This is a genomic window from Belliella buryatensis (assembly GCF_900188245.1).
Classification (GTDB): domain Bacteria; phylum Bacteroidota; class Bacteroidia; order Cytophagales; family Cyclobacteriaceae; genus Belliella; species Belliella buryatensis.
This window is the reverse complement of record NZ_FZOK01000008.1, coordinates 113,659-136,862: the sequence shown is the minus strand read 5'-3', so window position 1 is coordinate 136,862 and position 23,204 is coordinate 113,659. Positions and strand designations below refer to the sequence as shown.

Genomic DNA, 23,204 nt, shown 5'->3' with positions numbered 1-23,204 from the left:
TATAAGGAATTTTTATAAAGCGCTGATTTTGCACTTTACAAACGCTATCTTTGCACCATGAATTACTTATCAGTAGAAAATCTCAGCAAGTCTTTTGGCGAGCGTAAACTTTTTCAAAATATTTCTTTTGGCTTAGATCAGGGGCAAAAGGTAGCACTTGTTGGTATCAATGGAGCAGGAAAATCCACTTTGATGAAGATCATCATGGGAATAGAAGTCCCCGATTCAGGACAGATTGCAATCAATCAGCAGGTCAAAGTTGCTTACGTTCACCAAAATCCAGTTTTCACAGGAAATCTTTCTATATATCAAACAATCTTTGATGGGAGTGATAATGAGACTTTGAAAGTCATAGAAAATTATCATAGGGCAATGATTGATTCTGAAAATGGTATAGATAATTCTGAACAGCTACAGAAGATTTTCGAAAAAATGGATAGACTGGAAGCTTGGGATTTCGAATATCAAGTAAAGGAGATCCTAGGTAAGCTAGGACTACATGATACAGATATTGCTGTGGGAAATTTAAGTGGAGGCCAGCGAAAAAGAGTTGCATTGGCTAAGGCTATCTTAGAAAAACCTGATCTATTATTACTTGATGAGCCAACTAACCACTTGGATTTAGAAACTATAGAATGGCTTGAAGAGTACCTTTCCAAAGCAAATTTGGCTTTGTTTATGGTAACCCATGATAGGTATTTCTTAGAGAAGGTGACTAATCAAATTCTAGAATTGGACAATGGAAGTATACATCGCTATATGGGAAATTATGGCTATTTCTTAGAGAAAAAAGCTGAACGAAGAGAGATAGAGGCTACTGAAATAGATAAAGCAAAGAGTCTCTATAAAAAAGAATTGGATTGGATCAGAAGACAGCCTAAAGCCAGAGGTACCAAAGCTAAATATAGGGTAGATGCTTTTGAAGAAACAAAAGAAAAAGCTTTTAGTAAGAGAGAAGAACGCGAGATTGAATTAGCTGTGACCTCTCAACGTCTAGGTAATAAGATCATAGAAATCGAGCATATAAAGAAATCTTTTGATGATAAAAAGATCATAGAAGACTTTTCTTATATCTTTAAGAAAGGAGATAAAATAGGTATAGTAGGACCCAATGGGGCTGGGAAAACAACCTTTCTCAATATGGTTACTGGAATATTGGAACCTGATGCAGGAAAAGTAGGAATTGGACAAACAACAGCAATTGGTTACTACCGACAAGAGGAAGATTCTTTTGATGAAGAAAAAAGACTTCTTGATATCGTTAAAGAAGTAGCAGAGGTGGTTACTGTTGCTGGTGGAGCTACAATTACAGTTTCTCAGTTTTTGACAAAATTTGGATTCCCCCCCAAACAGCAACATACCCCAATCGCAAAATTAAGCGGTGGAGAGAGAAGGAGATTGCAGCTTTTGATGATATTGATAAAAAGTCCAAATTTTCTCATACTTGATGAACCTACCAATGATTTGGATATCGTGACACTTAATACACTTGAGGAATTTTTGGATAACTTTCCAGGATGTCTTATCATAGTTTCTCACGATAGGTACTTTATGGATAGGCTGGTAGATCATTTGTTTGTCTTTGAAGGAGAGGGTAAGATTAAGGATTTCCCTGGGAATTATTCTGATTTCAGAGAATGGGAGAAAGAAAATCAAACGGCAAAACCTCAAGAAAAGGTTGCTTCCCAGAAAAGTATTCAAGAAGTTCAAGACCAAAATCCCCCAAAGAATAAAGCTAGTTTCAAGGAGAAAAAGGAATTTGAAGAGTTGAATCAGACTATCGAAAAGCTTCAACGTGAAAAAGAAGTAGTCGTAGCTAAAATCACTCAGGGATCAGATGATCATCAAGAGTTAATCAAGTGGTCTGCAAGAATTCAAGAAATCGATGACATATTAGAAGAAAAGGAAATGCGTTGGTTGGAATTGAGTGAGTTAGAAGGAATCATATAACATAAAATTTCTGTATCAACAAAAAGGCCTCAGAATTTTCTGAGGCCTTTTTACTTGAATATGTTTTGCTTTTTTTATAGATCTATACCCATGAAAGACATAAATGCTATACCCATAAGACCAGTCAAAAGCATGGTAATACCCAATCCTTTTAAGCCGTTTGGTACATTAGAGTATTTTAGCTTTTCTCTAATAGCAGCTAAAGCTACAATTGCCAAGAAGAAGCCTGTACCAGATCCGAATCCATATACTGTAGATTCAGCTAAGGTATAATCTCTTTGTGCCATAAAAAGTGAACCACCTAAGATAGCACAGTTTACAGCAATCAAAGGAAGGAATATACCTAGTGCTCCATAAAGAGCAGGAGCGAATTTTTCTACGACCATCTCTACAAGCTGAACCATTGCAGCGATGATAGCGATGAACATAATGAATCTCAAGAAAGATAAATCCACACCTGCAAGAGATGCGCTAGCCCATGTCAAGGCTCCTTCTTTTAAGATGAATTCATTCAAAAGCCAGTTTACTGGAACTGTTACTGTCAATACAAATATTACTGCGGCACCAAGACCAATAGCTGTACTTACTTTTTTGGAAACAGCCAAAAATGAACACATTCCCAAGAAGTAGGCAAAAACCATGTTGTCAATAAAGATTGACTTAATTGCTAAGCTAAATAATTCCATTTCTCTCTTCTTTATTAATGTTCAACATAACCTGTCTTGGTACGCTGTACCCAAATGATCAGACCTAAGATAATGAAAGCCCCTACTGGAGATACCATAAGACCATTGGTCGCTAGGCTGAATTCTCCACCAAATAGGCTGCTGATTCCATCATAGATTTGAACACCGAATACTGAACCAGAACCTAATAACTCCCTGAAGAAGGCAACAGCAAGTATAATCCAAGAATAACCTAAAGCACTACCAAATCCATCAAGAATAGAATCGTAAGGCTTGTTTCCTAAGGCGAAAGCCTCTAGTCTACCCATTACGATACAGTTGGTAATGATCAAGCCTACAAATACTGAAAGTTCTTTGTACATATCGAAAGCAAAAGCTTTCAATACTTCGTTAACTAGCGTCACTAAAGAGGCGACAACAGCTAACTGAACAATTATCCTAACCCTTGAAGGGATAGTGTTTCTCAATAGTGAAATGGTCAAGTTCGCCATTACCATTACAAATATTACTGAGATGGCCATCACCAAGGTAGGCTGCATCTGTGTAGTTACGGCAAGAGCTGAACATATTCCTAATACCTGAATGGTAATTGGATTGTCATCGACTAGCGGATCGCTTATTAACTTTTTTCTTCTTTTAGAAAATAAGGCTTCTGACACCTTTTTTTCTTTAATTTCTGCAGTTTCTGTGCTCATTATATTTTATTTATAATGTCTGAATTAGTTTAATGCGGCAATTTCGCTGGATGAGGAACTTTTGATTTTCTCAAAATAAGCTTTATAAGCTTTTAAGTAATTTTCCAACATGGCATTTACACCGTTAGCAGTGATTGTTGCGCCAGAAAGTCCATCTACTTTATGATCTTCGCTGCTATAATCTTTGCCTTCACCTTTTTGCATAGCTACGGATTGGAATTCACCTGAGTCATTGAAAATTTTCTTCCCTTGATATCTATTTTGAACTCCACCTTCAGTGATTCTTGCTCCAAGACCGGGTGTTTCACCCTTGTGTCCAAAAGTTACACCTTCAATTGTGTTTAAGTCAGTATCCAAAGCAAGGAATCCCCAGATTTCATCCCAAAGACCAGCACCGTACACTTGTACAATGATAGCCTCGGCATCATCTTGATTGCCTTCAGCATGGAAGATGAAAACTGGATATTTTCTTTTTTCAGGTGCCATTTTATAGTTTTTGGCAACATCTACATTTTCAGCAACGATTTCATTGCCATCTGTATCTTTTTCTATTTCGTTACCATCTATGTCTACTACTTTAGATGTGATTCTTTTTTCGTAGAAATCAAGTATTTGATCTGGCTTCATTGCTCTAATTTCAGATGCATCCAAGACAGCACCTAATATCTGCTTTTTGGTATCTAGTTCTACGGCCTTTTTCTGAATAGGACCCAATAACTGAGAAGTACCTGATAACAATAACCCCAAAACAACTGTCAGAATTACTGAGAAAGTGATGATATATGCGTTAGACTGTTGCACGTTGTAACCTCCTTTTCTTGTTTGCTTTTACTACATAATAATCGATCAAAGGTGCAAACACGTTCATGAAAAGAACGGCAAGCATGATTCCTTCTGGATAAGCAGGGTTGGTCACTCGGATGATGACTGTCAAGACACCAATCAATAGCCCGTAGATCCACTTTCCAATTTCTGTTTGTGCAGCAGATACTGGATCTGTTGCCATGAATACTACACCGAATGCCAAACCACCCATCACAATGTGATATTCTGGACCCATTGCCATATATTCATTTACTGCGAATATATTCATTATAAGACCCATTAAGTATGCGCCTGCGAAACCTGATACGATGATTTTCCAGCTTGCTACTCCAGTTGCTACTAAAATAACTGCACCAATCAAAGCCATCAATGTAGATGTTTCTCCGATAGAGCCTGGAATCCAACCTATAAATAAGTTTGCAAAGTCAAATAATCCAGCACCAATAGCACTATTGTGAGTCGCGAGCGCTGAGTTGACAGTTTCGCCTTCTACCCCTGCATTGTATGCTACAGCTAATGCTGTTGCACCAGAGAAGCCATCTACAGGTGCTTTGTCTCCCAGGTATGTCCAAACTTGATCACCTGATATTTGAGCAGGGTATGCGAAATACAAGAATGCTCTTGCTGTCATCGCTACGTTCAAAATATTCATTCCAGTTCCCCCAAATACTTCTTTTGCAATGATGACTGCAAAAACTGTTGCTAAGGCAACTTGCCATAATGGTAGCGTGGCTGGTACTACTAATGGAATTAACATTCCTGTAACTAGAAATCCTTCGTTGATTGGGTGTTTTCTAATCACTGCAAAAGCTGCCTCTACAGCCCCTCCAGCTGCATATGCTACTATAACAATTGGAAGCACCAGTTGTAAGCCTAGCAATGCTTTTGGTCCAAAATCTTCCCACAAACCTGCTGTTTGTCCTGTGGCAAGAAAATGTTGATGACCTGTATTATAGATGCCGAATAATAAACAAGGAATCATTGCGATTACTACCGTAATCATCATCCTTTTTAGGTCAATGGCATCTTTGACCTGAGCTCCTTTTATTGCATTGGTATGTTTTGGTGTAAACAAAAATGTCTCACCAGCTTCAAACGCATAATAAAGGTTCTCTAATTTTCCTCCCTTTTGAAAAAGGGGCTTCTGCTTATCCAACAGATCTCTTAGAAACTTCATATTGATTAACTGTATTGAATTAAGTCTATTCCTTTTCTAACTATTTCCTGTACTGGGTGTTTGGAAACGTCCACAAACTCACATAGTGCTAAGTCTTCTTCTACGATTTCGTAGATACCCAACTCTTCCATTTCATCAAAATCTTCTGCCATGATGGCTTTTAGTAGATAAACTGGAAGAATGTCCATCGGAGTTACACTTTCAAATACGCCTGTCTGAACAAACGCTCTCTCTTCACCTCTAACGTTAGAGTCAAGAACGTACTCCTTGTTTGGTTTTAAGAAAGACAATAAGCCAAGTGCTCTGTGGAAGCTTAATTTATCAGTTGTTGGTTTCATCCATCCTAAAAATTCGTGATATTCTCCCTCTGGAATCAAAGTCAATTGGTTATGATAGTAACCCAAGTAACCGTCATGATTTATTTTCTCTCCTGTCAGTACATTGCCAGAAATAACTCTTGTTTCAGGAGCAACATCAGACTTTTCGTCTTCTTTCAGGTTTCCATTTACAAGAGTATCTACGCAAGCGCCAATAAAAGTTTTCGTGTAAACAGCTTTCTTAGCCCTTGATCCAGTAATGGAAATAACTTTAGAAGCATCATATAGACCTTCGAGAAAAAGTTTTCCAATTTGGACTACTCCGTAAGGATTGATTGTCCAAGCTACTTCACCCTTATTTATAGGATCTATATGATGGATTTGAATGCCCACGTTACCAGCAGGGTGTGGACCTGAGAATCTATTGATTTGTGCATTTTGTACATTAGCAAAAACGCCAGGTACCTCAGCATCTGCATTAAGATTCAAATGGATTGTTCCCTCTGTAAGCTTTTTGAGGACGTCAATACCAGCTTGAAAGTATTTTTCTTCACCCTTCAATGTTACTGCGTAATCTGGAGCTAGTGGGTGAGAGTCAAAACCTGATATAAATATGGCTTTTGGACTATCTTCAGGATTAGCCACTATACCAAAAGGTCTTTGGATCAGTTGAGGCCATACACCACCTTTGGTCATTTGGGTGATTGCGTCTTCTTTACTGAGTGACTTTATGGAAGATTCAGCATATTTTTCGAAATTTTCATAGCTGATTTCTTTGTCAGCTAGGATTTTAATTTCCAATAGCTTTCTCTTTTCACCTCTTTTGATCTCAACGATTTCACCAGAAACTGGTGCGACGTATTGGACTTGCTCCAAAGCCTTGTCGAATAAAATCGGAGTTCCTGCCTTTACTGTATCTCCTTCAGCCACAGTAACTTTAGGTCTTTGAAGACCAATGAAGTCCGTAGGTTTGATAGCAAAGGTCTTAGCAGACTGGAAGTCTTCAAGCTGCTTTTCAGCCTTTCCAGCGAGCTTAATGTCGAATCCCTTCTTAAGCTTAATTAGTTTTGACATATTATTTTGAACTGTATGGTCTTTTGAAAAACGCCTCAAATCTAAGAAAATACATCAGTTATTAGAAGATAATTCTGTGTTTATTTGCCAGTAACCTGCTAAGTTGACATATTTAATTCACGTCTTTCTTTGATTTAATTACTCTCTAAAGCAAGGCCTTGTTCAAGGGACATGATGTAGTGCATCACCTGTTCCATTAGCCACATAGGTGTAGAAGTCGCTCCACAAATCCCAACCTTATCTTCTGGACTGAACCAGTTTGGGTCGATCTCTGATTCATTTTCTACAAAATAGCTTTTCTCGTTTTCATTTTTACAAACTTGATACAAGGCTTTCCCATTTGAACTTTTTTTACCGGACACAAAGATGATTACATCTTTTTCACTGGCAAAATGTTTCAATTGTGGTTCTCTATTTGATACCTGCCTACAAATGGAGTCATTGGCATTGAAGTCAATCTCGTTCAACACTCCCTTTGTTGCCTTAATTTTTTCCTCAATTTTTTCCTTTAATTCGTAAAAGCCTTTAGTACTTTTCGTAGTTTGACTGAATAAGGTTACAGGTTTTGTGAAATCTATTTTTTCTAGGTCCTTATCTTCCATGACAACTATGGCCTTTTCTAAGGTTTGGCCCGTAAGTCCAATTACCTCTGCATGCCCCTTTTTTCCATAGATGACTATTTGACCTTTTTCCTTTTCCATCTTGTCAAATGCGGTTTTGACTCTATGCTGAAGCTTCAAAACAACAGGGCATGAAGCATCTATTAGCTCTATGTTATTTTCGATTGCAGTACGGTAGGTTTCTGGAGGCTCTCCATGAGCTCTGATTAGAACTTTGCAATCGCTTAAGTCTTGAAGTTTCTCTCTATCAATAACCACCAAGCCTTTCTCGCTAAGTCGCTTGACTTCCATGTCATTGTGTACGATATCGCCAAGGCAATAGAGTCTATCATTACCCTCCATTTCATCTTCTGCCATTTTTATGGCAAATTCTACCCCAAAACAATAACCTGAGTTTTTATCTATGGTAACATTCATAAGCCTATACTTTCTCGGCCATTCGCTCTTTGGCCAGTGATATAATCTGTTCGACTTGTTTTTCGAAATCTAGGAAGCTGGTATCAATCTCTACCGCATCTGCTGCCTTAAATAATGGACTTTCAGCCCGATTAGAATCTATTCTATCTCTTTCTTGAAGATTATTGATGATCTTGTCTAATTCAACCAGATCTCCTTTTTCCAAAATTTCCTTTTGCCTTCTCTCAGCTCTGATTTGAATATCTGCGGTCATGAAAATCTTTAACTCTGCATCAGGAAAAACTACCGTACCAATGTCTCTTCCATCCATTACAACACCTTTTTTTCTACCAAGCTTTTGTTGCTGAGCGACTAATTCTTGTCGGACCTCCTTGATTTTACTTACTTCACTAACGTAATCAGATACCCTCATGGTTCTGATTTCTTTTTCCACATTGAGCCCATTAAGATATGTTTCCTGTTTTTGGTTATCAGGATTGATCTGAAAGCTGATTTTTAGTGAGTCAAGACCATTTTTAACTTCTTTTGAGTTGGTCAAAACGGTGTGATTGTTCAAAAAATGTAAAGTGGCAGCTCTGTACATAGCACCTGAATCAATGTAGGTATATCCAAGTTTTTGGGCCACAGATTTAGCTGTGGAACTTTTGCCACACCCAGAATGCCCGTCAATTGCGATAACAATTTTATTCATCTAGTAAAAGTTGTCCCTCCTTTTTATTTCAGGGGCAAATATAGTAGTTTTATATCTATTTCCTTTAGAGAGCTAGATGTATTCAAACTTACAGTAAAGTATCTGCTCTATTCTGGATTGTATTTTAAAAAGCCTAACTTAAATCATATAAAAATGAACTGTTTTTGCATTGAAGGTCAATATTTAGACATTATAAATAAGACCATTTTTGCTGTTGAGTTGAAGGTAGGAGATGGAAAAATAGTATCCATCCGAAAGATAAAGGATAACCCTGAGCTCCCATATATTTCCCCAGGATTCATTGATGCTCATGTGCATGTGGAATCATCCATGTTAGTTCCTGCTGAATTTGCTAGACTGGCGGTTGTTCATGGGACAGTTGCTACGATTTCAGATCCTCACGAGATTGCAAATGTTTGCGGTATGGAAGGAGTGAATTATATGATAGAAAATGGTGCTCAAGTTCCTTTTAAATTTTATTTTGGAGCTCCTTCCTGTGTTCCGGCAACTCACTATGAGACAGCAGGGGGAGAGATTACAGTTCAAAATATCCATGATCTTCTAGAGAGAAAAGAGATTGTCTACCTCGCAGAAATGATGAATTGGCCAGGTACGGTCAATAGAGATCCGCTGGTAATGGAAAAAATTGCATTGGCAAAAAAATATGGTAAACCAATAGACGGTCATGCGCCTGGCCTCAAGGGGGAATTAGCTGCAAAATATGCTTCGGCAGGGATCACTACAGATCACGAATGTTTTACTAAGGAAGAAGCTTTGGCAAAAATTCAACTTGGAATGAAGATCGCAATCAGGGAAGGAAGTGCTGCAAAAAATTTTGAAGCTTTGATTGATTTGATTGACGAATACCCTAGCATGATGATGTTCTGCTCTGATGACAAGCATCCTGATAACTTGGCTGAATCTCATATCAATGAATTGGTCTCAAGAGCTGTGGCAAAGGGTAAGAACTTATTTGATGTTTTGCGTGCTGCTTGTATCACCCCTGTGAATCATTACAGACTTGATGTGGGCTTGTTGAGGGTAGGCGATCCTGCGGATTTTGTATTGTTAAAGGATATCAAGGATTTCAAAGTTAAGGCTACCTATATCAATGGTCGCTTGGTAGCGCAAGATGGGCAAACTCTTATTCCAAGAGTCAAGAATGAAGTGATTAATAACTTCAATACATCATTAAAATCAGTTGAAGATTTTGCTTTAAAGTCGAGGCAAGTCCAAGTGAGAGTGATCGAGGCCTTGGATGGTCAGCTAATCACACCAGAATTGAATGGAGAAATTTTGCTTAAAGATGGTTTTGCTATTTCAAACCCTTCCTCCGACATACTTAAAATAGCTGTTGTCAATAGATATGAAGACGCATCGCCAGCTATAGCTTTTATCAAGAATTTTGGTCTGAAGTCAGGTGCAATCGCCTCGTCTGTCGGTCATGATTCTCATAATATCATAGCGGTGGGAGTTGATGATGAATCTATTTGCAAAGCTGTCAATTTACTGATTAATGTCAAAGGCGGAGTTTCGGCAGTCAATGGAGATCAAGAAGAGGTTTTACCATTGCCCGTGGGAGGAATCATGTCTAATAGAGACGGATATGAAGTAGCTAAAGCCTACATTAAAATTGATCGTATGGCGAAGGATATGGGGTCTACACTGCAGTCACCCTATATGACTTTGAGTTTCATGGCCTTGCTAGTAATTCCTGATTTGAAGTTAAGTGACAAAGGGCTATTTGATGGTCAGAAATTTGAGTTTACAGATGTCTTTCTACAATAGAATCAGCCAATTGTGTAAAAATCATCATTTTTCAAAGCAATAAATATTTGGTGAATGCTTGAAATATAAAAATACCTGGTTGACCTATGTTGATTTGAATTGAGGATTATATGGAGAATACCTTCATAGACTAAACGTCAAGGTTATTTGCGGGGGTTTTTTCAAACTTCCAGTTTGAAAGGAAGTTGTTATATTAGTAAAAATTAAACCCAATAATAACGAATATGATGAATTTTGAGCTCAATGAAAATCAGGCAATGATTGCCCAAATGATTAGGGATTTTGGAGCGAAAGAGATTACCCCTTTTAGAAAAGAATGGGACGATGCACAGCATTTCCCAATAGAAGTATTCAAAAAGCTTGGCGAACTTGGTTTGATGGGCGTATTAGTGCCGACGGAATATGGTGGCTCTGGTTTTGGATACTTTGAATATGTGACGGCGATTGTGGAGTTGTCTAAACTAGATCCATCTGTAGGTTTGTCCATGGCTGCTCACAATTCCCTTTGTACTGGACACATCATGATGTTTGGGAATGAAGGGCAGAAAAAGAAATATTTGCCAAAACTAGCTACCTGTGAATTTTTAGGCGCTTGGGGCTTGACCGAGCCAAATACAGGATCCGATGCAGGAAATATGCGTACAGTAGCCGTGAAAGATGGAGATTACTACGTGATTAATGGCGCTAAAAATTTCATCACTCACGGTGCTTCTGGTGATGTGGCTGTAGTGATTGCTAGGACTGGAGAAGTGGGTGATTCCCATGGAATGACCGCATTTGTGGTTGAAAGAGGTACTCCAGGATTTTCAGCAGGAAGGAAAGAAGATAAGCTTGGAATGCGAGCATCTGAAACAGCCGAGATGATATTTGAAGATTGTAGGATTCACAAGGATCATATTCTTGGTGAGGTAGGAGATGGGTTTATTCAGTCTATGAAAATTCTTGACGGAGGAAGGATTTCTATTGCTGCCTTGTCATTAGGGATTGCTGAGGGAGCTTTGGAGGCTTCTATTCAGTATTCCAAAGAGAGGCAACAGTTCAATCAACCAATTAGTAAGTTTCAGGGAATATCTTTCAAACTTGCAGATATGGCAACCCAAGTGGAAGCTGCAAAACTACTGACTTTCAAAGCAGCAGATTTGAAAAACAAAGGGCAGAAGGTGACGCTTGCTGGAGCTAAAGCTAAACTTTATGCTTCAGAAGTTTGTGTTGCTGTTTCCAATGAAGCAGTTCAAATTTTCGGTGGTTATGGATTTACGAAAGACTATCCAGTAGAGAAATACTACAGAGATTCTAAGCTTTGTACAATCGGTGAAGGAACTTCCGAGATACAGAAGTTGGTGATTTCGAGAGAGATTTTGAAGTAGTCAACAGACGACGGTCAACAGTCTTCAGAGTTCAATTGCACTCTCCTAACTTAGGATGATTACCTGTATTATTCATGGTTTCATGTAGTTAATTCGATGATAATCATAGCCTTGAATTAGGATCCAAACCCTTCCAAAGTTTGAAACTTTGGAAGGGCTTTTTTATTCCAAGCTAATAGCCATATTAAGAGAGGTTTAATTTAGATTTCCATAATGTATAAATAGGGAATTTAATTTCGGATTTGTACAAAATTTCAGAGTATTCAAAATTTTTTTAAAAATAGAAACATTCACTTGGACATAACAAAAGTAATCATGATCTTGAAGAAGCTTTTAGGTGAAGTTGTGTTAAAATGAGTTTTTCAAATAATCAGAATCCATGAAGAAAATATATTTACTTCTTTTTTTATTTAGCATTCTTAGTTTAATAAGTTGTGAAAAACAGGCTTCAACGAGTCAATCGCTTGATCCTAACCCACGAAAATTTGATGATATAATCACATTGATTTCAGCTGATACGATATCTATTCCAATTGGGCAAAGAACCAATGTGTTCTCAAAATACATTTCAAAGGCTCGTATAAAAGGAAAAGATTATTTGGGGCTAGTCAACGAAAATACAAACCAATTGGAGTTTTATGCATTGTCAGATGATGCTGAAAGTTTCAGTATTAAGTTTCAGCAAGAAGGTCCCAACGGAGTAAGGACGATTAAGGCATTTGAAGTTATGTCTGATAGCACGCTATTGATTGGGAGTTCTTGGCGTCGTGAACTTTACGTTACAGATTTTAGCGGTAATGTTCTCCAAAGAATAAATTCAATGGAAGTTGAAAGAGAAGATAAAAAACCTTTTGTACAGCTATATTATACCAATCAACCGTTAATCTATAATCAAACAAAAAATACAACTTTCACTTTTGCGGCGGGAGACCAAGATTATAATTCACCGAGTTTATGGTCTGGAACTTATTTTATGAAGTTTACACATGGTGATCGGCCACAGATGGAGCATGTTTTGAATTTACCTTCTCATTTGTCACCACTGGTATATAGTGCTTTTTTTTCACATACCTCACATTTGCTTAAGGGAGATGATCAGTTAATCGTTTGTTTGCCATTCTTAAATGATCTGCTGATCTATAATATAGACTCGGAAGCGCTTACTTATGCAGCCGCTGGGCATAGTGGACATGGAGATATATTGCCCTTGGATAATCCAAGCCCCTATCATGATGAGCAAGAGTATTTAGAGAGTAATTCCTATCGTGAGATTGCTTATGATAATGAAACTGGTTACTTGTATAGGTTTGCCTATGAAGGAGTGGATTACAAGGATTTGGATGGAGTTAGGAAAAACTGGGATAATAAAAAACCATCAATAATTATTTTGGATAAGGAAATGAATAAGGTAGGTGAATATCATCTTCCTGTAGATCAGTTTTACACAAGGATGTTCTTTACCTATCAAGGAAAGTTATATGTTTCAATCAATCATCCAGATAATAATCCGTCTGAAGACGAGTTGATTTTTGTTGGTTTAAGGCCTATTCATAAGCTTTGAAAAGCTGGAACTTCTTTTGAAAGAATGGATGAATAACTTAACTATCTAGATCAAATCCAATTAGATACTGATGACGCAGATCTAACGGGTTGATGCGGATAAAAATCAACTTTTATTGCCTTGATCTAGATTTGATATAGACTTTACGTCATCAACTCACTATATCTCAAACCATTCCTCCTTGATCTAATAATAAATATATTCCAGTAGCCAACACAGCCCCTATGATGGGGCCTATTATCGGAACCCAACTGTAAGCCCAATCACTTCCTCCTTTTCCTCTGATAGGTAAGATTTGATGCATGATCCTTGGTCCAAGGTCACGGGCAGGATTGATCGCGTAGCCAGTTGTGCCTCCCAGAGATAAGCCAATCACCCAAACCAAAAAGGCTACAGGTAATGCACCAAGTGATCCTAGGCCAATCGGCGTATTGTTTCCATCCTGTAAAATGGGTTCTGTCGAATAAAGAATTACGATAATCAGAACAGATGTTCCTACGATTTCTGAAATCAGGTTGGAGGGTAAATTTCTAATGGCTGGAACAGTTGCAAATGGGGCGAATTTTAATCCAGGATCATCTGTCGCATCGAAATGATCTTTGTAAACCAGCCAAGCGATTCCCGCACCAAACATAGCTCCGAGTATCTGGGCGAAAACATACTTAGGGACATCCGCCCAAGGAAAATCTCCTGCAATTGCTAAAGCAATACTTACGGCAGGATTCAGATGCGCACCGCTATAAGGTCCCGCTACGACCACTCCGATAAAGACTCCAAGTGCCCAAGCTGTGGTGATGACTATCCATCCACTATTTTGTCCTTTGGTATTATTCAATACCACATTGGCCACGACACCAGAACCCATTGCGAGAAGGAGCGAGGTGCCTACAAATTCTGCTACGAATGCATCCATTATTCTACCCAGTTTTTAGATCTTTCAACTGCCTTATGCCAAAAATGTAGATATTTTTCGACTTTTTCCTTATCCATATTTGGTTCGAAGCTTTTGTCTTCCTCCCAAAGGGATTTGAGTTCCTCTTCGTCTTTCCAAAACCCGACGGCCAAACCGGCTAAAAATGCTGCTCCAATGGCTGTGGTTTCAATGATTTTGGGTCTAGTAATTTTGCATCCCAAAATATCTGCTTGGAATTGCATGAGGAAGTTGTTGGCAGTTGCACCCCCATCTACTCGAAGCTCTTTAGTGGGTTCGTCACTATCTTTTTCCATGGCTTTGAGCACATCATTGACTTGGTAAGCAATGGCCTCTAATGCTGCTCGTGTCATATGCGCAATAGTCGTCCCTCTAGTGATTCCAAAAAATGCTCCACGTGCATCTTGATCCCAATGTGGTGCTCCAAGTCCTGATAAAGCTGGGACAAAATAGACCCCATCATTATCTACTAAGCTAGCAGCAAGCTTCTCACTTTCCTTAGCATGGCCAAAAAGTTCTATCCCATCTCTCAACCACTGAATAGCAGCACCACCTATAAATACGGAGCCTTCTAATGCATAACTCGTTTTTCCATTTACCTTCCAAGCTATGGTGGTGAGAAGTTTATTTGAGGAGGTTACTGGCTTGTCTCCTGTGTTCATGACAAGAAAGCATCCAGTGCCATATGTAGTCTTGGCCATACCTGCTTGGGTGCAAAGTTGTCCAAAAAGTGCGGCCTGCTGATCACCTGCAACTCCAGATATAGGGATCTTGTGCGAAAGAATATCTCCAGCTGTTTCTCCTACGATTTCGGCACTTTCTTTTACTTCTGGCAACATGTTGCGTGGGATTTTAAAAAGATCCAATAATTCTTCATCCCATTTTTCTTCATGAATATTGTAAAGCATTGTTCTGCTGGCATTGCTGATATCCGTAGCATGGGCTTTACTTCCCGTGAGTTTCCAAATCAGCCAAGTATCCACAGTTCCAAAAGCCAATTCACCAAGTTCAGCTTTATCTCTCGCCCCTTCTACATTGTCAAGGATCCATTTGATCTTTGTGGAAGAAAAGTACGCATCTAGTATTAAACCTGTTTTTTGAGTGATCATTTCAGCTTTTCCAGCCTCTTTCAATTCATTGCAAAAAGCAGCAGTTCTCCTATCTTGCCAAACTATGGCATTATATATGGCTTTGCCTGTTTTTTTATCCCAAACGATTGTTGTTTCTCTCTGATTGGTGATGCCAATTGCTGCAATTTGATTGGCTTTGATTCCTTGGTTGGCTAGGGATTCAATCATAACAGCCGATTGGCTAGACCAAATTTCTTGTGGGTCATGCTCAACCCAGCCTGACCTTGGGAAATGTTGCCTAAAATCTTTTTGTGCTACTGATACAATCTGACCTTTTGCATCAAAAATTATTGCTCTGGAACTAGTTGTCCCTTGGTCTAATGATAATATGTATTGAGGCATGGGTTAATTGTTTTAGGTATTGTTAGATGGTTGAATATTGTAGAATTATGATTGAAATAGAAAAGATATAGCTGAGAGCATCATATATGTCTTCTGCGAAGCATTATTTGAGTGAAGCCGTATATCAATCTATCTGACTTCAGAAATATTTCAGCTAAGCTATATTTCTATTTATTTCATTTCAATATATATTTATTTGCCATTTTTTCGAAATCTGAGAGCTCTTCATTGACCCAGTCTTCATCGCGCCCAAGAGTTTCAGCCATAAGTCTAGCGACTTTTGGGGCCATTGATATTGCGGCTTTTGCATCCAAAAAAAGAATCCTTATTCTTCTAGCTAGTATATCCTCTACCTTGATTGCCATTTCATGTTTGACAGCCCAGATTACTTCGGCAAGTGTGTACGGATACTCTGGATGAAGTAAATCACCTAGTATTGGATCATCTTGAATCATTTTCTTGATTTTATCAGCATTTGATCCGTAACTTTTCCAGTGTCCTGTTTGCGGGTTGACTGTGTAGCCATGGTATTTGATCTCTGCTGACTGGCTGTTACCAATTGATTTACCTGATACTTTTGAAAAGTGGTTTACAGTATCTTCTCCCATTTTTCTGAAAGTTGTCCATTTTCCTCCTGTGATTGAAACCAAGTTGCTGTCTGATACAATTACTTTGTGAGAACGAGATATCTCCTTTGTCTTGGCGCTCCCTTCTTTTGGCACAGCTAAAGGTCTCAGTCCAGCATAAACAGATAAAACGTCCGATTTTGTAGGCTTATTCGTCAGGTAAGCTGACGCTGTTTCCAACACGAAATCAATTTCTTTGGCTAGCGCCTCAGGTTCAAGCTTTGCTTTTTCTCTGATGGTATCAGTAGTGCCAAGGACCAATTTGTCTTGCCATGGAACTGCAAAAAGTACTCTCCCATCTGTAGTTTTAGGAATCATCAATGCGTCATTTCCTCCAAGAAATGATTGATCCAGGACCAAATGAATTCCCTGACTAGGTTGTATGCTTTTTGGCGCACTTGGCTGGTCAAGTTGTAGGATTTTGTCAGCGAAGACACCAGTGGCATTTACTACCATTTTAGCCTTGATTTGATAATTCTTCTTTCCTATCAAATCTCTCACTTGAATTCCTGTGATTTTACCTTGATTATTTTTGATCAAGGCATTGACTTTTGTGTAGTTGAGCATAATTCCGCCCAATTCATCACAAGTCATTGCAATACTTAAGGCTAATCTCGCATCATCAAATTGCCCATCATGATAGACCACCCCGCCCATTAAGCCTTCTTGTTTGACTTTAGGGAGTCTTTGAATAGTTTCTTCCTTAGAAATGAATTTTGATTTTCCAAGCCTAAGCCTTCCCGCCATCCAGTCGTATATTTTAAGACCTATACTGTATTGAAGTTTATCAAATAACGTATAAATGGGAATAATAAAATGTTGATTGTGAGTCAGATGTGGAGAATTTTTAAGTAATCTCCCTCTTTCTTTGAGTGCTTCGAACACTAGGAAAACATCTCCTTGTGCTAAATACCTTACACCTCCATGGACAAGTTTTGTGCTTCTACTTGAAGTCCCTTTTGCAAAATCTGCTTTTTCTACAAGTACTACTGATAGTCCTCTAGATAATGCATCAAGTGCTACTCCTAACCCAGATGCTCCACCTCCTATAACAGCAACATCCCACACCCTTCCAGATTCTGCAAGTTTTTCTATATTTTTAACTCTATCCATTTCGACGATATTTGGATCAAAAATAACAGTAAAAGAAATAAAAAAAAAGTAAAAGAAAGTAAAAAATACTATTTGTTCATTTTTTGATTGTTCTGACTTATATTTGATAATCAAAAGAAAGTAAGAATGACATTAGCAGAAAGACATAGGTACATCTTGGATAAATTGAATCAAGCAGGGATTGTGCATGTTGCTGATCTAAGTAAAGAGCTCAATGTGACCGTAGTGACAGTAAGAAAAGACCTAAAGCTATTAGAAAATAAGGGCTTACTTTTTCGGTCACATGGATCCGCCACACTTAACTCTCCTTATGTAAATGATAAGCCTGTTCATGAAAAAAAGCTCGTAAGGGTAGAAGAGAAAATGAAAATAGCACAGGCAGCTGTTCAGCTGATAGAAAAGGAGGAAGCGATCATCATTGGTTCTGGAACTACTGTGGTGTCATTTGCGCAACTGATACCTAAAGATCAAAAGCTGACTGTCTTGACTGCTGCTATGAATGTGACCTTGGCGCTGATTGACTCTGCTGAAGTAGAAATTGTCCAATTAGGTGGTGTAGTTAGAAAAAGTAGTAGCTCTGTAGTAGGGAATTATGCAGAGGAGATGATGGCTAATTTTGCTTGTAGTAAGTTGTTTTTAAGTGTTGATGGCATTAGTCTGGATTTTGGATTGACGACATCCCATATGATGGAAGCTCATTTGAATGCTCAGATGATTCGATCTGTACAAAAAACCATTGTCTTGGCAGACTCAAGTAAATTTGGGAAAAAAGGATTTGGAAAAATCTGTAATCTGGAAGATGTAGATGTGATAATTACCGATTCAGGGATACCTGAAATTTATAGAGAAAAGCTTGAGGAGATAGGAATTGAGATAAGGGTTGTGTAAAAGAAAAAAGGCGGAATTATCGCCTTTTTAATATTCTTTGTAAAGTCTTCTTTCTACTGAGCTACTGCCATCTTCAGCTAGGGTGATTTCAAATATGAAATCATACTCTTCATCTTTAAGCTCCTCGAATTTCTCACCGTCACCGACAAAGTAATTAAGGATATGATGCACTGTATTGCTATGGCCTACAATTACGATATTGCCCTTTCTGGTTCTTAGCTCTTTAACCAAGTCATCATGGAACTGAGGATCGTAGATTTCTTTGGCGATGCCATGTCTATTTGCTGTTGGTTGAATAGTCGCAAGTGTTCTCACTGTATTGGTACTGAAAGCATGTTTGATGGCTTTGTCTGCCAGAATTTGATCTAGTTTCTTTGCTCTAGCTGTGCCTGCAATACTTAGCATTGGATCATTACCATTAAGCATTTTTTCAGCATGCCTGACGACAAAGATAGTTTTTGGTTCCTGCTTAATACTACATGCACCAATGGTCAACAGTAAAAGAAGCGTATAAATTAAATTTCTCATGATCTTAGGGGATTAGGTTTTTGATTTTTTAAATTATCCGCTGTAGGTATTGTCTATGTGTTGATCTTTTGCTTTGACAGGTTCAAGTTCGAGATATTGCTCCCAGAAAGGTTCTTCTGGAAGCGCAGCTCTTAGATAGAGTTTTTCTTTTCTAACAGGATGAACAAAAATCAAATGGAACGCATGCAAATTGATGCTTTTGTCAGGGTTTCCTTTTGGGAAGCCGTATTTTACATCGCCTCTGATAGCACACCCCATAGATGCCAATTGAACGCGAATTTGGTGAGGGCGTCCTGATACTGGTCTTACTTCCAAAAGCCAATGATCGTTCAATTTGCCAAGCCTTTTGTAGGTAAGCTCAGCTTTTTGAGAACCTGGGACTTCGTAGTCATGAGCAGTAACGAAATTTTTATGCTCGTCTTTGACCAAGTAATGGGTTAACTTTCCCATTTCATCTTTAGGTTTTTTCTTTACTACAGCCCAGTAGACTTTATGGATGTCTCGCTTTCTGAAAAGTTCCATCATTCTCTCAAGTCCTTTTGATGTTCTTGCGAAGACAACCAAGCCACTTACAGGTCTATCCAATCTATGGACAGGGTGAAGGAAAACGTCTCCCGGTTTATTATATTTCTCAGCGATGTACTCTTTACAGTAATCTGTTAAGGTTTTGTCTTTAGTCTTATCGCCTTGAACCAAAATGCCCGCAGCCTTATTAACTACCAAAAGGTGGTTGTCTTCATAAACGACTGAAAATGGCCTCTTTTTCATTTCTTTGTTGATTTTATTTTTGCCAAAATTTGGCAGTATTTGATCTTTTCTTTTCTGGAATTTAAAATTCAGAAGTAAAGTGGAATTCTATATCAGGATAGTTGTCCTGTACCATTTGCAACCAAGAGCGAGACTCAGCCATGAATACTAATTTTCCATCTTTATCGTGAGCGATGTGTCGATTCTTGGATTTGACAAATTCGTCTAGTTTTTTCTTGTCGCTACTATTGATCCAACAGGCTTTGTACAATTGCATAGGAGCAAATTCTACTGACGCATTATATTCTTGCTTCAACCTGAATTGGATCACTTCAAATTGAAGTTGACCGACTGTTCCGATTACCTTTCTCGAACCCATATCAAAGGTAAACAATTGTGCTACACCTTCTTCCATTAACTGCTTCAATCCTTTTTCGAGTTGTTTGGTCTTCATTGCATCTTTGTTGATGACTTCTTTGAAGATCTCAGGTGAGAAACTAGGGATTCCTTTGAAAGTCATTTCTTCACCATCTGTCAAAGTGTCGCCGATTTTCAAATTACCCGTATCATAAAGGCCCACGATGTCTCCAGGATATGCAATGTCCACCATTTCTCTATCCTGAGCCATAAATTGGGTGACGTTTGAAAATCTCAATGGCTTAGTCCCTCTTACGTGTTTATAAGGCTTATTTCTTTCGAATTGACCGGAGCAAATCCTAAGGAATGCAATTCTATTTCTGTGATTTGGATCCATGTTTGCATGGATTTTAAATACAAATCCAGAAAAATTGTTCTCAGTTGGTACAACCTCCCTATCCTCTGTGTTTCTACTTTTTGGAGCAGGAGCAATTCTTATAAAGGTGTCGAGCATTTCATTCACACCAAAATTATTAACAGCAGAGCCAAAGAATACAGGAGCAACTTTTCCTTCAAGATATTCCTTGGTATCAAAATCAGGATATACTCCTTCGATCAATTCCACATCTTCTCTGAGTTGATTGGCATTATTAGTCCCGATCAAATCATCTAGTTGGCTCTCTTCCAAGTTTTTAATCACCACGCGATCATCGCTTAATTTTCTTTGGCTTGGGGTAAATAAGTTTAGCTTTTTCTCGTATAAGTTGTAGACACCTTTAAAGCCTTTACCCATGCCTATTGGCCAAGAAAGTGGTCTTACTTTGATATTGAGTTTATTTTCTACTTCGTCTAACAGTTCGTATGGATCTCTACCCTCACGATCAAGTTTATTGATAAAACAGATGACTGGGGTGTTTCTCATTCGACAAACTTCCATCAGTTTTTCAGTCTGAATCTCGACACCTTTCACACAGTCGATTACCATGATTACAGAATCTACTGCTGTGAGCGTACGGTATGTATCTTCAGCAAAATCTTGGTGACCTGGTGTGTCAAGTAGGTTGATTTTAATGTCCTTATATTCAAACCCCATGACAGAAGTCGCAACAGAGATACCTCTTTGCTTTTCGATCTCCATCCAATCGGATTTGGTAGCAGTATCTATTTTGTTAGATTTCACAGCGCCGGCAGTCTGAATTGCTCCACCAAAAAGCAATAGCTTTTCCGTTAAGGTAGTTTTTCCTGCATCTGGGTGGGCAATAATGGCAAATGTCCTGCGCTTTTGTATTTCTTTAGTTAAACTCATTTGGATAGATTCAAAATTTCCAAGGTGCAAAGGTACGCTTTTCTAGGTGAAAAATATAGATGAAGTGAAAAGTAGCCAATTGATAAAAAAAGTCTGCTCCTGGCTGGGAACAGACTCTAATAGGTATAAGGTTAAATTAAGACTCGTCAAACAGTCATGATTTCAGTTTCTTTTTTCACCAAGAGTTCGTCTATTTTTGTAGAATATTGATCTGTCAGTTTTTGAACGGTTTCTTCTGCTCTTTTTATTTCATCCTCGGATGCACCGTCTTTTTGGAGTTTTTTAAGTGCATCGTTGGTATCTTTTCTAACTGTTCGAACACTTACTTTTCCATTTTCACATTCTGCTTTCGCTTGCTTCACCAAACCCCTTCTCCTTTCTTCTGTCATTGGAGGGATAGTTAGGATAATGATCTCTCCATTATTTTGTGGTGCTAAACCTAGGTCAGAGTTGATGATGGATCTTTCGATTTCACTAATCAAATTTCTTTCCCAAGGCTTGATGGATAGTGTTCGAGCATCTGGGGTAGTTACTGAAGCGACTTGTTGCAATGGAGTAGGAGCGCCATAGTAAGAAACCATAATGCCATCTAATAAATTTGGCATAGCTTTACCTGCCCTGATTTTTACCAATTCTTGTGAGGTGTGATTTACAGCTTTTTGCATCAGCTCTTTTGCCTCGTCCAGGTGCATTTGTATCTCTTCCATAATAGATTTTAGTCTGGATTATTATAATGTTGTGATTAATGTTCCTATTTCTTCTCCTTGGATCAATTTTGCTAGGTTATCTTCCTTGTTCATATCAAATACGATAATTGGCAAATTGTTTTCCTGGCATAAAGTAAACGCTGTCATGTCCATGATGTTGAGGTTTTTTTCGTATGCCTCTTGGAAAGAAAGGGTGCTATATTTTGTAGCTGATTTATCTTTTTCAGGATCTGCTGTGTATACACCATCTACTCTGGTACCTTTAAGGACAACTTCAGCTTCAATTTCTACAGCCCTTAGACTGGCTGTAGAGTCTGTTGTGAAATAAGGATTACCAATACCAGCTCCAAAAATTACGATTCTACCTTTTTCTAAATGTCTGATGGCTCTCCTTCTGATAAACGGCTCACATACACTCTCCACTTTGATACCAGACATTAATCGTGTGAACATACCATTTTGTTCTAATGCACTTTGGAGTGCCATGGCATTGATCAAGGTAGCAAGCATACCCATGTAATCCCCCTGTACTCTATCTATACCTGTTTTTTCGGCTTGTACTCCTCTAAAAATATTACCCCCTCCAATTACAATCGCGATTTCAACACCTAATTCTTTTACTTTTTTGATTTCTTCTGCGTATTGCTGCAATCTATTGGGGTCAATTCCGTAATTATTTTCTCCCATTAGAGACTCTCCGCTTAATTTTAATAGTATCCTTTTGTACTTCATTTTTTGGTGTTGATTTGAAAAACGATCTGTGAATCTTGAAATCTATGATTGATAAATTTTACAAATATAAGCCCTTCAATTCGGAATCTAAAGATACCGCTTTAAAATTGGATCAGAACTTGATTTTTCTCGACACTGTCTCCCTTTTTTATTTTGATTGATTTCACTACTCCATCACCCGGAGCTTTGATGATATTTTCCATTTTCATGGCTTCCAGAATCAAGACTGGATCACCTTTTTTAACTTCATCTCCTTCTTTTACTTTCAAATCAAAAATTAACCCAGGCATTGGAGCTTTGATGTCTTTGGCATGGTTCGTAGCCGAAGTATTCATTCCCAATTTTTCCAAAAGAAGATCAAACTTGTCTTGAATTTTAATTTCCGCTAGTTTGTTGTTGAGCTTAAGTTTGAGTACTTTTTCGGCAGCGTCTATTGAAACTACCTCAAGGTTGAAGGATTGATTATTGTAGATAATGTGATATAATCTTTCACCTGTTTTGGTAATATCCCAATGTAGCAATTCATCGTTTACTACTAAGGTTTCACCTGATTTGTCTACTTTTATTACTGAATTATCGATGCTAACTGAATACATTTCTATTATTTTGCGCCAATATACAATTAATTA

General features: G+C 38.2%; 21 protein-coding genes. 5 read left to right on the top strand and 16 right to left on the bottom strand.

The annotated features are described in order from the left end of the window. Nucleotides 1-57 precede the first annotated feature (57 nt). Nucleotides 58-1,950, top strand: a complete 1,893-nt coding sequence (locus CHB66_RS09840; protein ID WP_089240407.1) for an ABC-F family ATP-binding cassette domain-containing protein — start codon at nt 58-60, stop codon at nt 1,948-1,950. Between the two features lie 74 nt (nt 1,951-2,024). Here the strand turns inward: CHB66_RS09840 and nqrE are convergent, their stop codons facing one another. The 7 genes from nqrE to cmk all read right to left on the bottom strand — a co-directional run bounded on the left by nqrE (nt 2,025) and on the right by cmk (nt 8,452). Beyond that, nucleotides 2,025-2,636: an NADH:ubiquinone reductase (Na(+)-transporting) subunit E gene (gene nqrE / locus CHB66_RS09835; protein WP_089240406.1), complete on the bottom strand. Its 612-nt coding sequence runs from the start codon at nt 2,634-2,636 to the stop codon at nt 2,025-2,027. 14 nt (nt 2,637-2,650) lie between these two features. Continuing rightward, entirely contained in the window at nt 2,651-3,331 is a 681-nt protein-coding gene (locus CHB66_RS09830) for an NADH:ubiquinone reductase (Na(+)-transporting) subunit D (protein WP_089240404.1), read from the bottom strand. A 24-nt stretch (nt 3,332-3,355) separates the two neighbouring features. Beyond that, on the bottom strand, nt 3,356-4,132 hold the full coding sequence (gene nqrC, locus CHB66_RS09825) for an NADH:ubiquinone reductase (Na(+)-transporting) subunit C (protein ID WP_089240402.1): 777 nt from the start codon (nt 4,130-4,132) through the stop codon (nt 3,356-3,358). Then, nucleotides 4,119-5,333 carry an NADH:ubiquinone reductase (Na(+)-transporting) subunit B gene (locus tag CHB66_RS09820; protein WP_089240400.1) on the bottom strand — a complete coding sequence of 405 codons (1,215 nt, stop codon included), beginning with the start codon at nt 5,331-5,333 and terminating at the stop codon, nt 4,119-4,121. The genes nqrC and CHB66_RS09820 overlap by 14 nt, the downstream gene beginning before the upstream one ends. Before the next feature lie 5 nt (nt 5,334-5,338). Next, nucleotides 5,339-6,724 carry a Na(+)-translocating NADH-quinone reductase subunit A gene (locus tag CHB66_RS09815; RefSeq protein WP_089240398.1) on the bottom strand — a complete coding sequence of 462 codons (1,386 nt, stop codon included), beginning with the start codon at nt 6,722-6,724 and terminating at the stop codon, nt 5,339-5,341. A gap of 134 nt (nt 6,725-6,858) precedes the next feature. Further along, a complete protein-coding gene (locus tag CHB66_RS09810) occupies nt 6,859-7,761 on the bottom strand; it encodes a 4-hydroxy-3-methylbut-2-enyl diphosphate reductase (RefSeq protein WP_089240396.1) in 903 nt (300 codons plus the stop codon). A 4-nt stretch (nt 7,762-7,765) separates the two neighbouring features. Beyond that, nucleotides 7,766-8,452 carry a (d)CMP kinase gene (gene cmk, locus CHB66_RS09805; protein WP_089240394.1) on the bottom strand — a complete coding sequence of 229 codons (687 nt, stop codon included), beginning with the start codon at nt 8,450-8,452 and terminating at the stop codon, nt 7,766-7,768. A gap of 153 nt (nt 8,453-8,605) precedes the next feature. Here cmk and ade point away from each other — a divergent pair, with 153 nt between their 5' ends. From ade to CHB66_RS09790, 3 genes are all read left to right on the top strand, one after another. Beyond that, nucleotides 8,606-10,240 (top strand): adenine deaminase, encoded by a 1,635-nt coding sequence (ade, locus tag CHB66_RS09800; protein WP_089240543.1) that lies wholly within the window; start codon nt 8,606-8,608, stop codon nt 10,238-10,240. Nucleotides 10,241-10,467: 227 nt separating this feature from the next. Then, entirely contained in the window at nt 10,468-11,607 is a 1,140-nt protein-coding gene (locus tag CHB66_RS09795; RefSeq protein WP_089240541.1) for an acyl-CoA dehydrogenase family protein, read from the top strand. 379 nt (nt 11,608-11,986) lie between these two features. Then, nucleotides 11,987-13,168, top strand: a complete 1,182-nt coding sequence (locus CHB66_RS09790) for a DUF4221 family protein (RefSeq protein ID WP_089240392.1) — start codon at nt 11,987-11,989, stop codon at nt 13,166-13,168. Between the two features lie 166 nt (nt 13,169-13,334). Here CHB66_RS09790 and CHB66_RS09785 read toward each other — a convergent pair whose 3' ends face one another. The 3 genes from CHB66_RS09785 to CHB66_RS09775 form a co-directional block, all read right to left on the bottom strand. Further along, the gene (locus tag CHB66_RS09785) at nt 13,335-14,081 is read right to left on the bottom strand and encodes an MIP/aquaporin family protein (RefSeq protein ID WP_089240390.1); all 747 of its coding nucleotides are present in this window, start codon (nt 14,079-14,081) and stop codon (nt 13,335-13,337) included. Beyond that, nucleotides 14,081-15,571 (bottom strand): glycerol kinase GlpK, encoded by a 1,491-nt coding sequence (gene glpK / locus CHB66_RS09780; RefSeq protein WP_089240388.1) that lies wholly within the window; start codon nt 15,569-15,571, stop codon nt 14,081-14,083. Before glpK ends, CHB66_RS09785 begins: the two co-directional genes overlap by 1 nt. Nucleotides 15,572-15,747: 176 nt before the next feature. Beyond that, a complete protein-coding gene (locus tag CHB66_RS09775) occupies nt 15,748-17,310 on the bottom strand; it encodes a glycerol-3-phosphate dehydrogenase/oxidase (protein ID WP_089240539.1) in 1,563 nt (520 codons plus the stop codon). Nucleotides 17,311-17,436: 126 nt separating this feature from the next. Between CHB66_RS09775 and CHB66_RS09770 the strand changes: the two genes are divergently transcribed. Beyond that, nucleotides 17,437-18,198, top strand: coding sequence for a DeoR/GlpR family DNA-binding transcription regulator (locus tag CHB66_RS09770; protein ID WP_089240386.1), 762 nt, complete (start codon nt 17,437-17,439; stop codon nt 18,196-18,198). Between the two features lie 27 nt (nt 18,199-18,225). On the opposite strand, the gene CHB66_RS09765 is transcribed toward CHB66_RS09770, so the two are convergent. The 6 genes from CHB66_RS09765 to CHB66_RS09740 all read right to left on the bottom strand — a co-directional run bounded on the left by CHB66_RS09765 (nt 18,226) and on the right by CHB66_RS09740 (nt 23,171). Beyond that, the gene (locus tag CHB66_RS09765) at nt 18,226-18,726 is read right to left on the bottom strand and encodes a histidine phosphatase family protein (RefSeq protein ID WP_089240383.1); all 501 of its coding nucleotides are present in this window, start codon (nt 18,724-18,726) and stop codon (nt 18,226-18,228) included. Between the two features lie 33 nt (nt 18,727-18,759). Next, nucleotides 18,760-19,494: an RluA family pseudouridine synthase gene (locus tag CHB66_RS09760; RefSeq protein ID WP_089240381.1), complete on the bottom strand. Its 735-nt coding sequence runs from the start codon at nt 19,492-19,494 to the stop codon at nt 18,760-18,762. A 61-nt stretch (nt 19,495-19,555) separates the two neighbouring features. Then, nucleotides 19,556-21,136, bottom strand: a complete 1,581-nt coding sequence (locus CHB66_RS09755; protein ID WP_089240537.1) for a peptide chain release factor 3 — start codon at nt 21,134-21,136, stop codon at nt 19,556-19,558. Nucleotides 21,137-21,282: 146 nt separating this feature from the next. Next, the gene (gene frr / locus CHB66_RS09750) at nt 21,283-21,843 is read right to left on the bottom strand and encodes a ribosome recycling factor (protein WP_089240379.1); all 561 of its coding nucleotides are present in this window, start codon (nt 21,841-21,843) and stop codon (nt 21,283-21,285) included. Between the two features lie 21 nt (nt 21,844-21,864). Further along, entirely contained in the window at nt 21,865-22,575 is a 711-nt protein-coding gene (pyrH, locus tag CHB66_RS09745; protein ID WP_089240377.1) for a UMP kinase, read from the bottom strand. Nucleotides 22,576-22,676: 101 nt separating this feature from the next. Beyond that, on the bottom strand, nt 22,677-23,171 hold the full coding sequence (locus CHB66_RS09740; protein WP_089240375.1) for an acetyl-CoA carboxylase biotin carboxyl carrier protein subunit: 495 nt from the start codon (nt 23,169-23,171) through the stop codon (nt 22,677-22,679). Nucleotides 23,172-23,204: the final 33 nt, after the last annotated feature.

Excerpts from the sequence above, each read along its gene's own strand:
- CHB66_RS09755 (WP_089240537.1), bottom strand. The coding sequence starts at position 21,136 with ATGAGTTTAACTAAAGAAATACAAAAGCGCAGGACATTTGCCATTATT.
- glpK (WP_089240388.1), bottom strand. The coding sequence starts at position 15,571 with ATGCCTCAATACATATTATCATTAGACCAAGGGACAACTAGTTCCAGA.
- CHB66_RS09760 (WP_089240381.1), bottom strand. The coding sequence starts at position 19,494 with ATGAAAAAGAGGCCATTTTCAGTCGTTTATGAAGACAACCACCTTTTG.
- cmk (WP_089240394.1), bottom strand. The coding sequence starts at position 8,452 with ATGAATAAAATTGTTATCGCAATTGACGGGCATTCTGGGTGTGGCAAA.
- CHB66_RS09820 (WP_089240400.1), bottom strand. The coding sequence starts at position 5,333 with ATGAAGTTTCTAAGAGATCTGTTGGATAAGCAGAAGCCCCTTTTTCAA.
- ade (WP_089240543.1), top strand. The coding sequence starts at position 8,606 with ATGAACTGTTTTTGCATTGAAGGTCAATATTTAGACATTATAAATAAG.
- CHB66_RS09770 (WP_089240386.1), top strand. The coding sequence starts at position 17,437 with ATGACATTAGCAGAAAGACATAGGTACATCTTGGATAAATTGAATCAA.
- CHB66_RS09790 (WP_089240392.1), top strand. The coding sequence starts at position 11,987 with ATGAAGAAAATATATTTACTTCTTTTTTTATTTAGCATTCTTAGTTTA.
- CHB66_RS09740 (WP_089240375.1), bottom strand. The coding sequence starts at position 23,171 with ATGTATTCAGTTAGCATCGATAATTCAGTAATAAAAGTAGACAAATCA.
- CHB66_RS09795 (WP_089240541.1), top strand. The coding sequence starts at position 10,468 with ATGAATTTTGAGCTCAATGAAAATCAGGCAATGATTGCCCAAATGATT.
- CHB66_RS09810 (WP_089240396.1), bottom strand. The coding sequence starts at position 7,761 with ATGAATGTTACCATAGATAAAAACTCAGGTTATTGTTTTGGGGTAGAA.
- CHB66_RS09830 (WP_089240404.1), bottom strand. The coding sequence starts at position 3,331 with ATGAGCACAGAAACTGCAGAAATTAAAGAAAAAAAGGTGTCAGAAGCC.
- CHB66_RS09785 (WP_089240390.1), bottom strand. The coding sequence starts at position 14,081 with ATGGATGCATTCGTAGCAGAATTTGTAGGCACCTCGCTCCTTCTCGCA.
- nqrE (WP_089240406.1), bottom strand. The coding sequence starts at position 2,636 with ATGGAATTATTTAGCTTAGCAATTAAGTCAATCTTTATTGACAACATG.
- CHB66_RS09815 (WP_089240398.1), bottom strand. The coding sequence starts at position 6,724 with ATGTCAAAACTAATTAAGCTTAAGAAGGGATTCGACATTAAGCTCGCT.
- frr (WP_089240379.1), bottom strand. The coding sequence starts at position 21,843 with ATGGAAGAGATACAAATGCACCTGGACGAGGCAAAAGAGCTGATGCAA.
- CHB66_RS09840 (WP_089240407.1), top strand. The coding sequence starts at position 58 with ATGAATTACTTATCAGTAGAAAATCTCAGCAAGTCTTTTGGCGAGCGT.
- CHB66_RS09775 (WP_089240539.1), bottom strand. The coding sequence starts at position 17,310 with ATGGATAGAGTTAAAAATATAGAAAAACTTGCAGAATCTGGAAGGGTG.
- pyrH (WP_089240377.1), bottom strand. The coding sequence starts at position 22,575 with ATGAAGTACAAAAGGATACTATTAAAATTAAGCGGAGAGTCTCTAATG.
- CHB66_RS09765 (WP_089240383.1), bottom strand. The coding sequence starts at position 18,726 with ATGAGAAATTTAATTTATACGCTTCTTTTACTGTTGACCATTGGTGCA.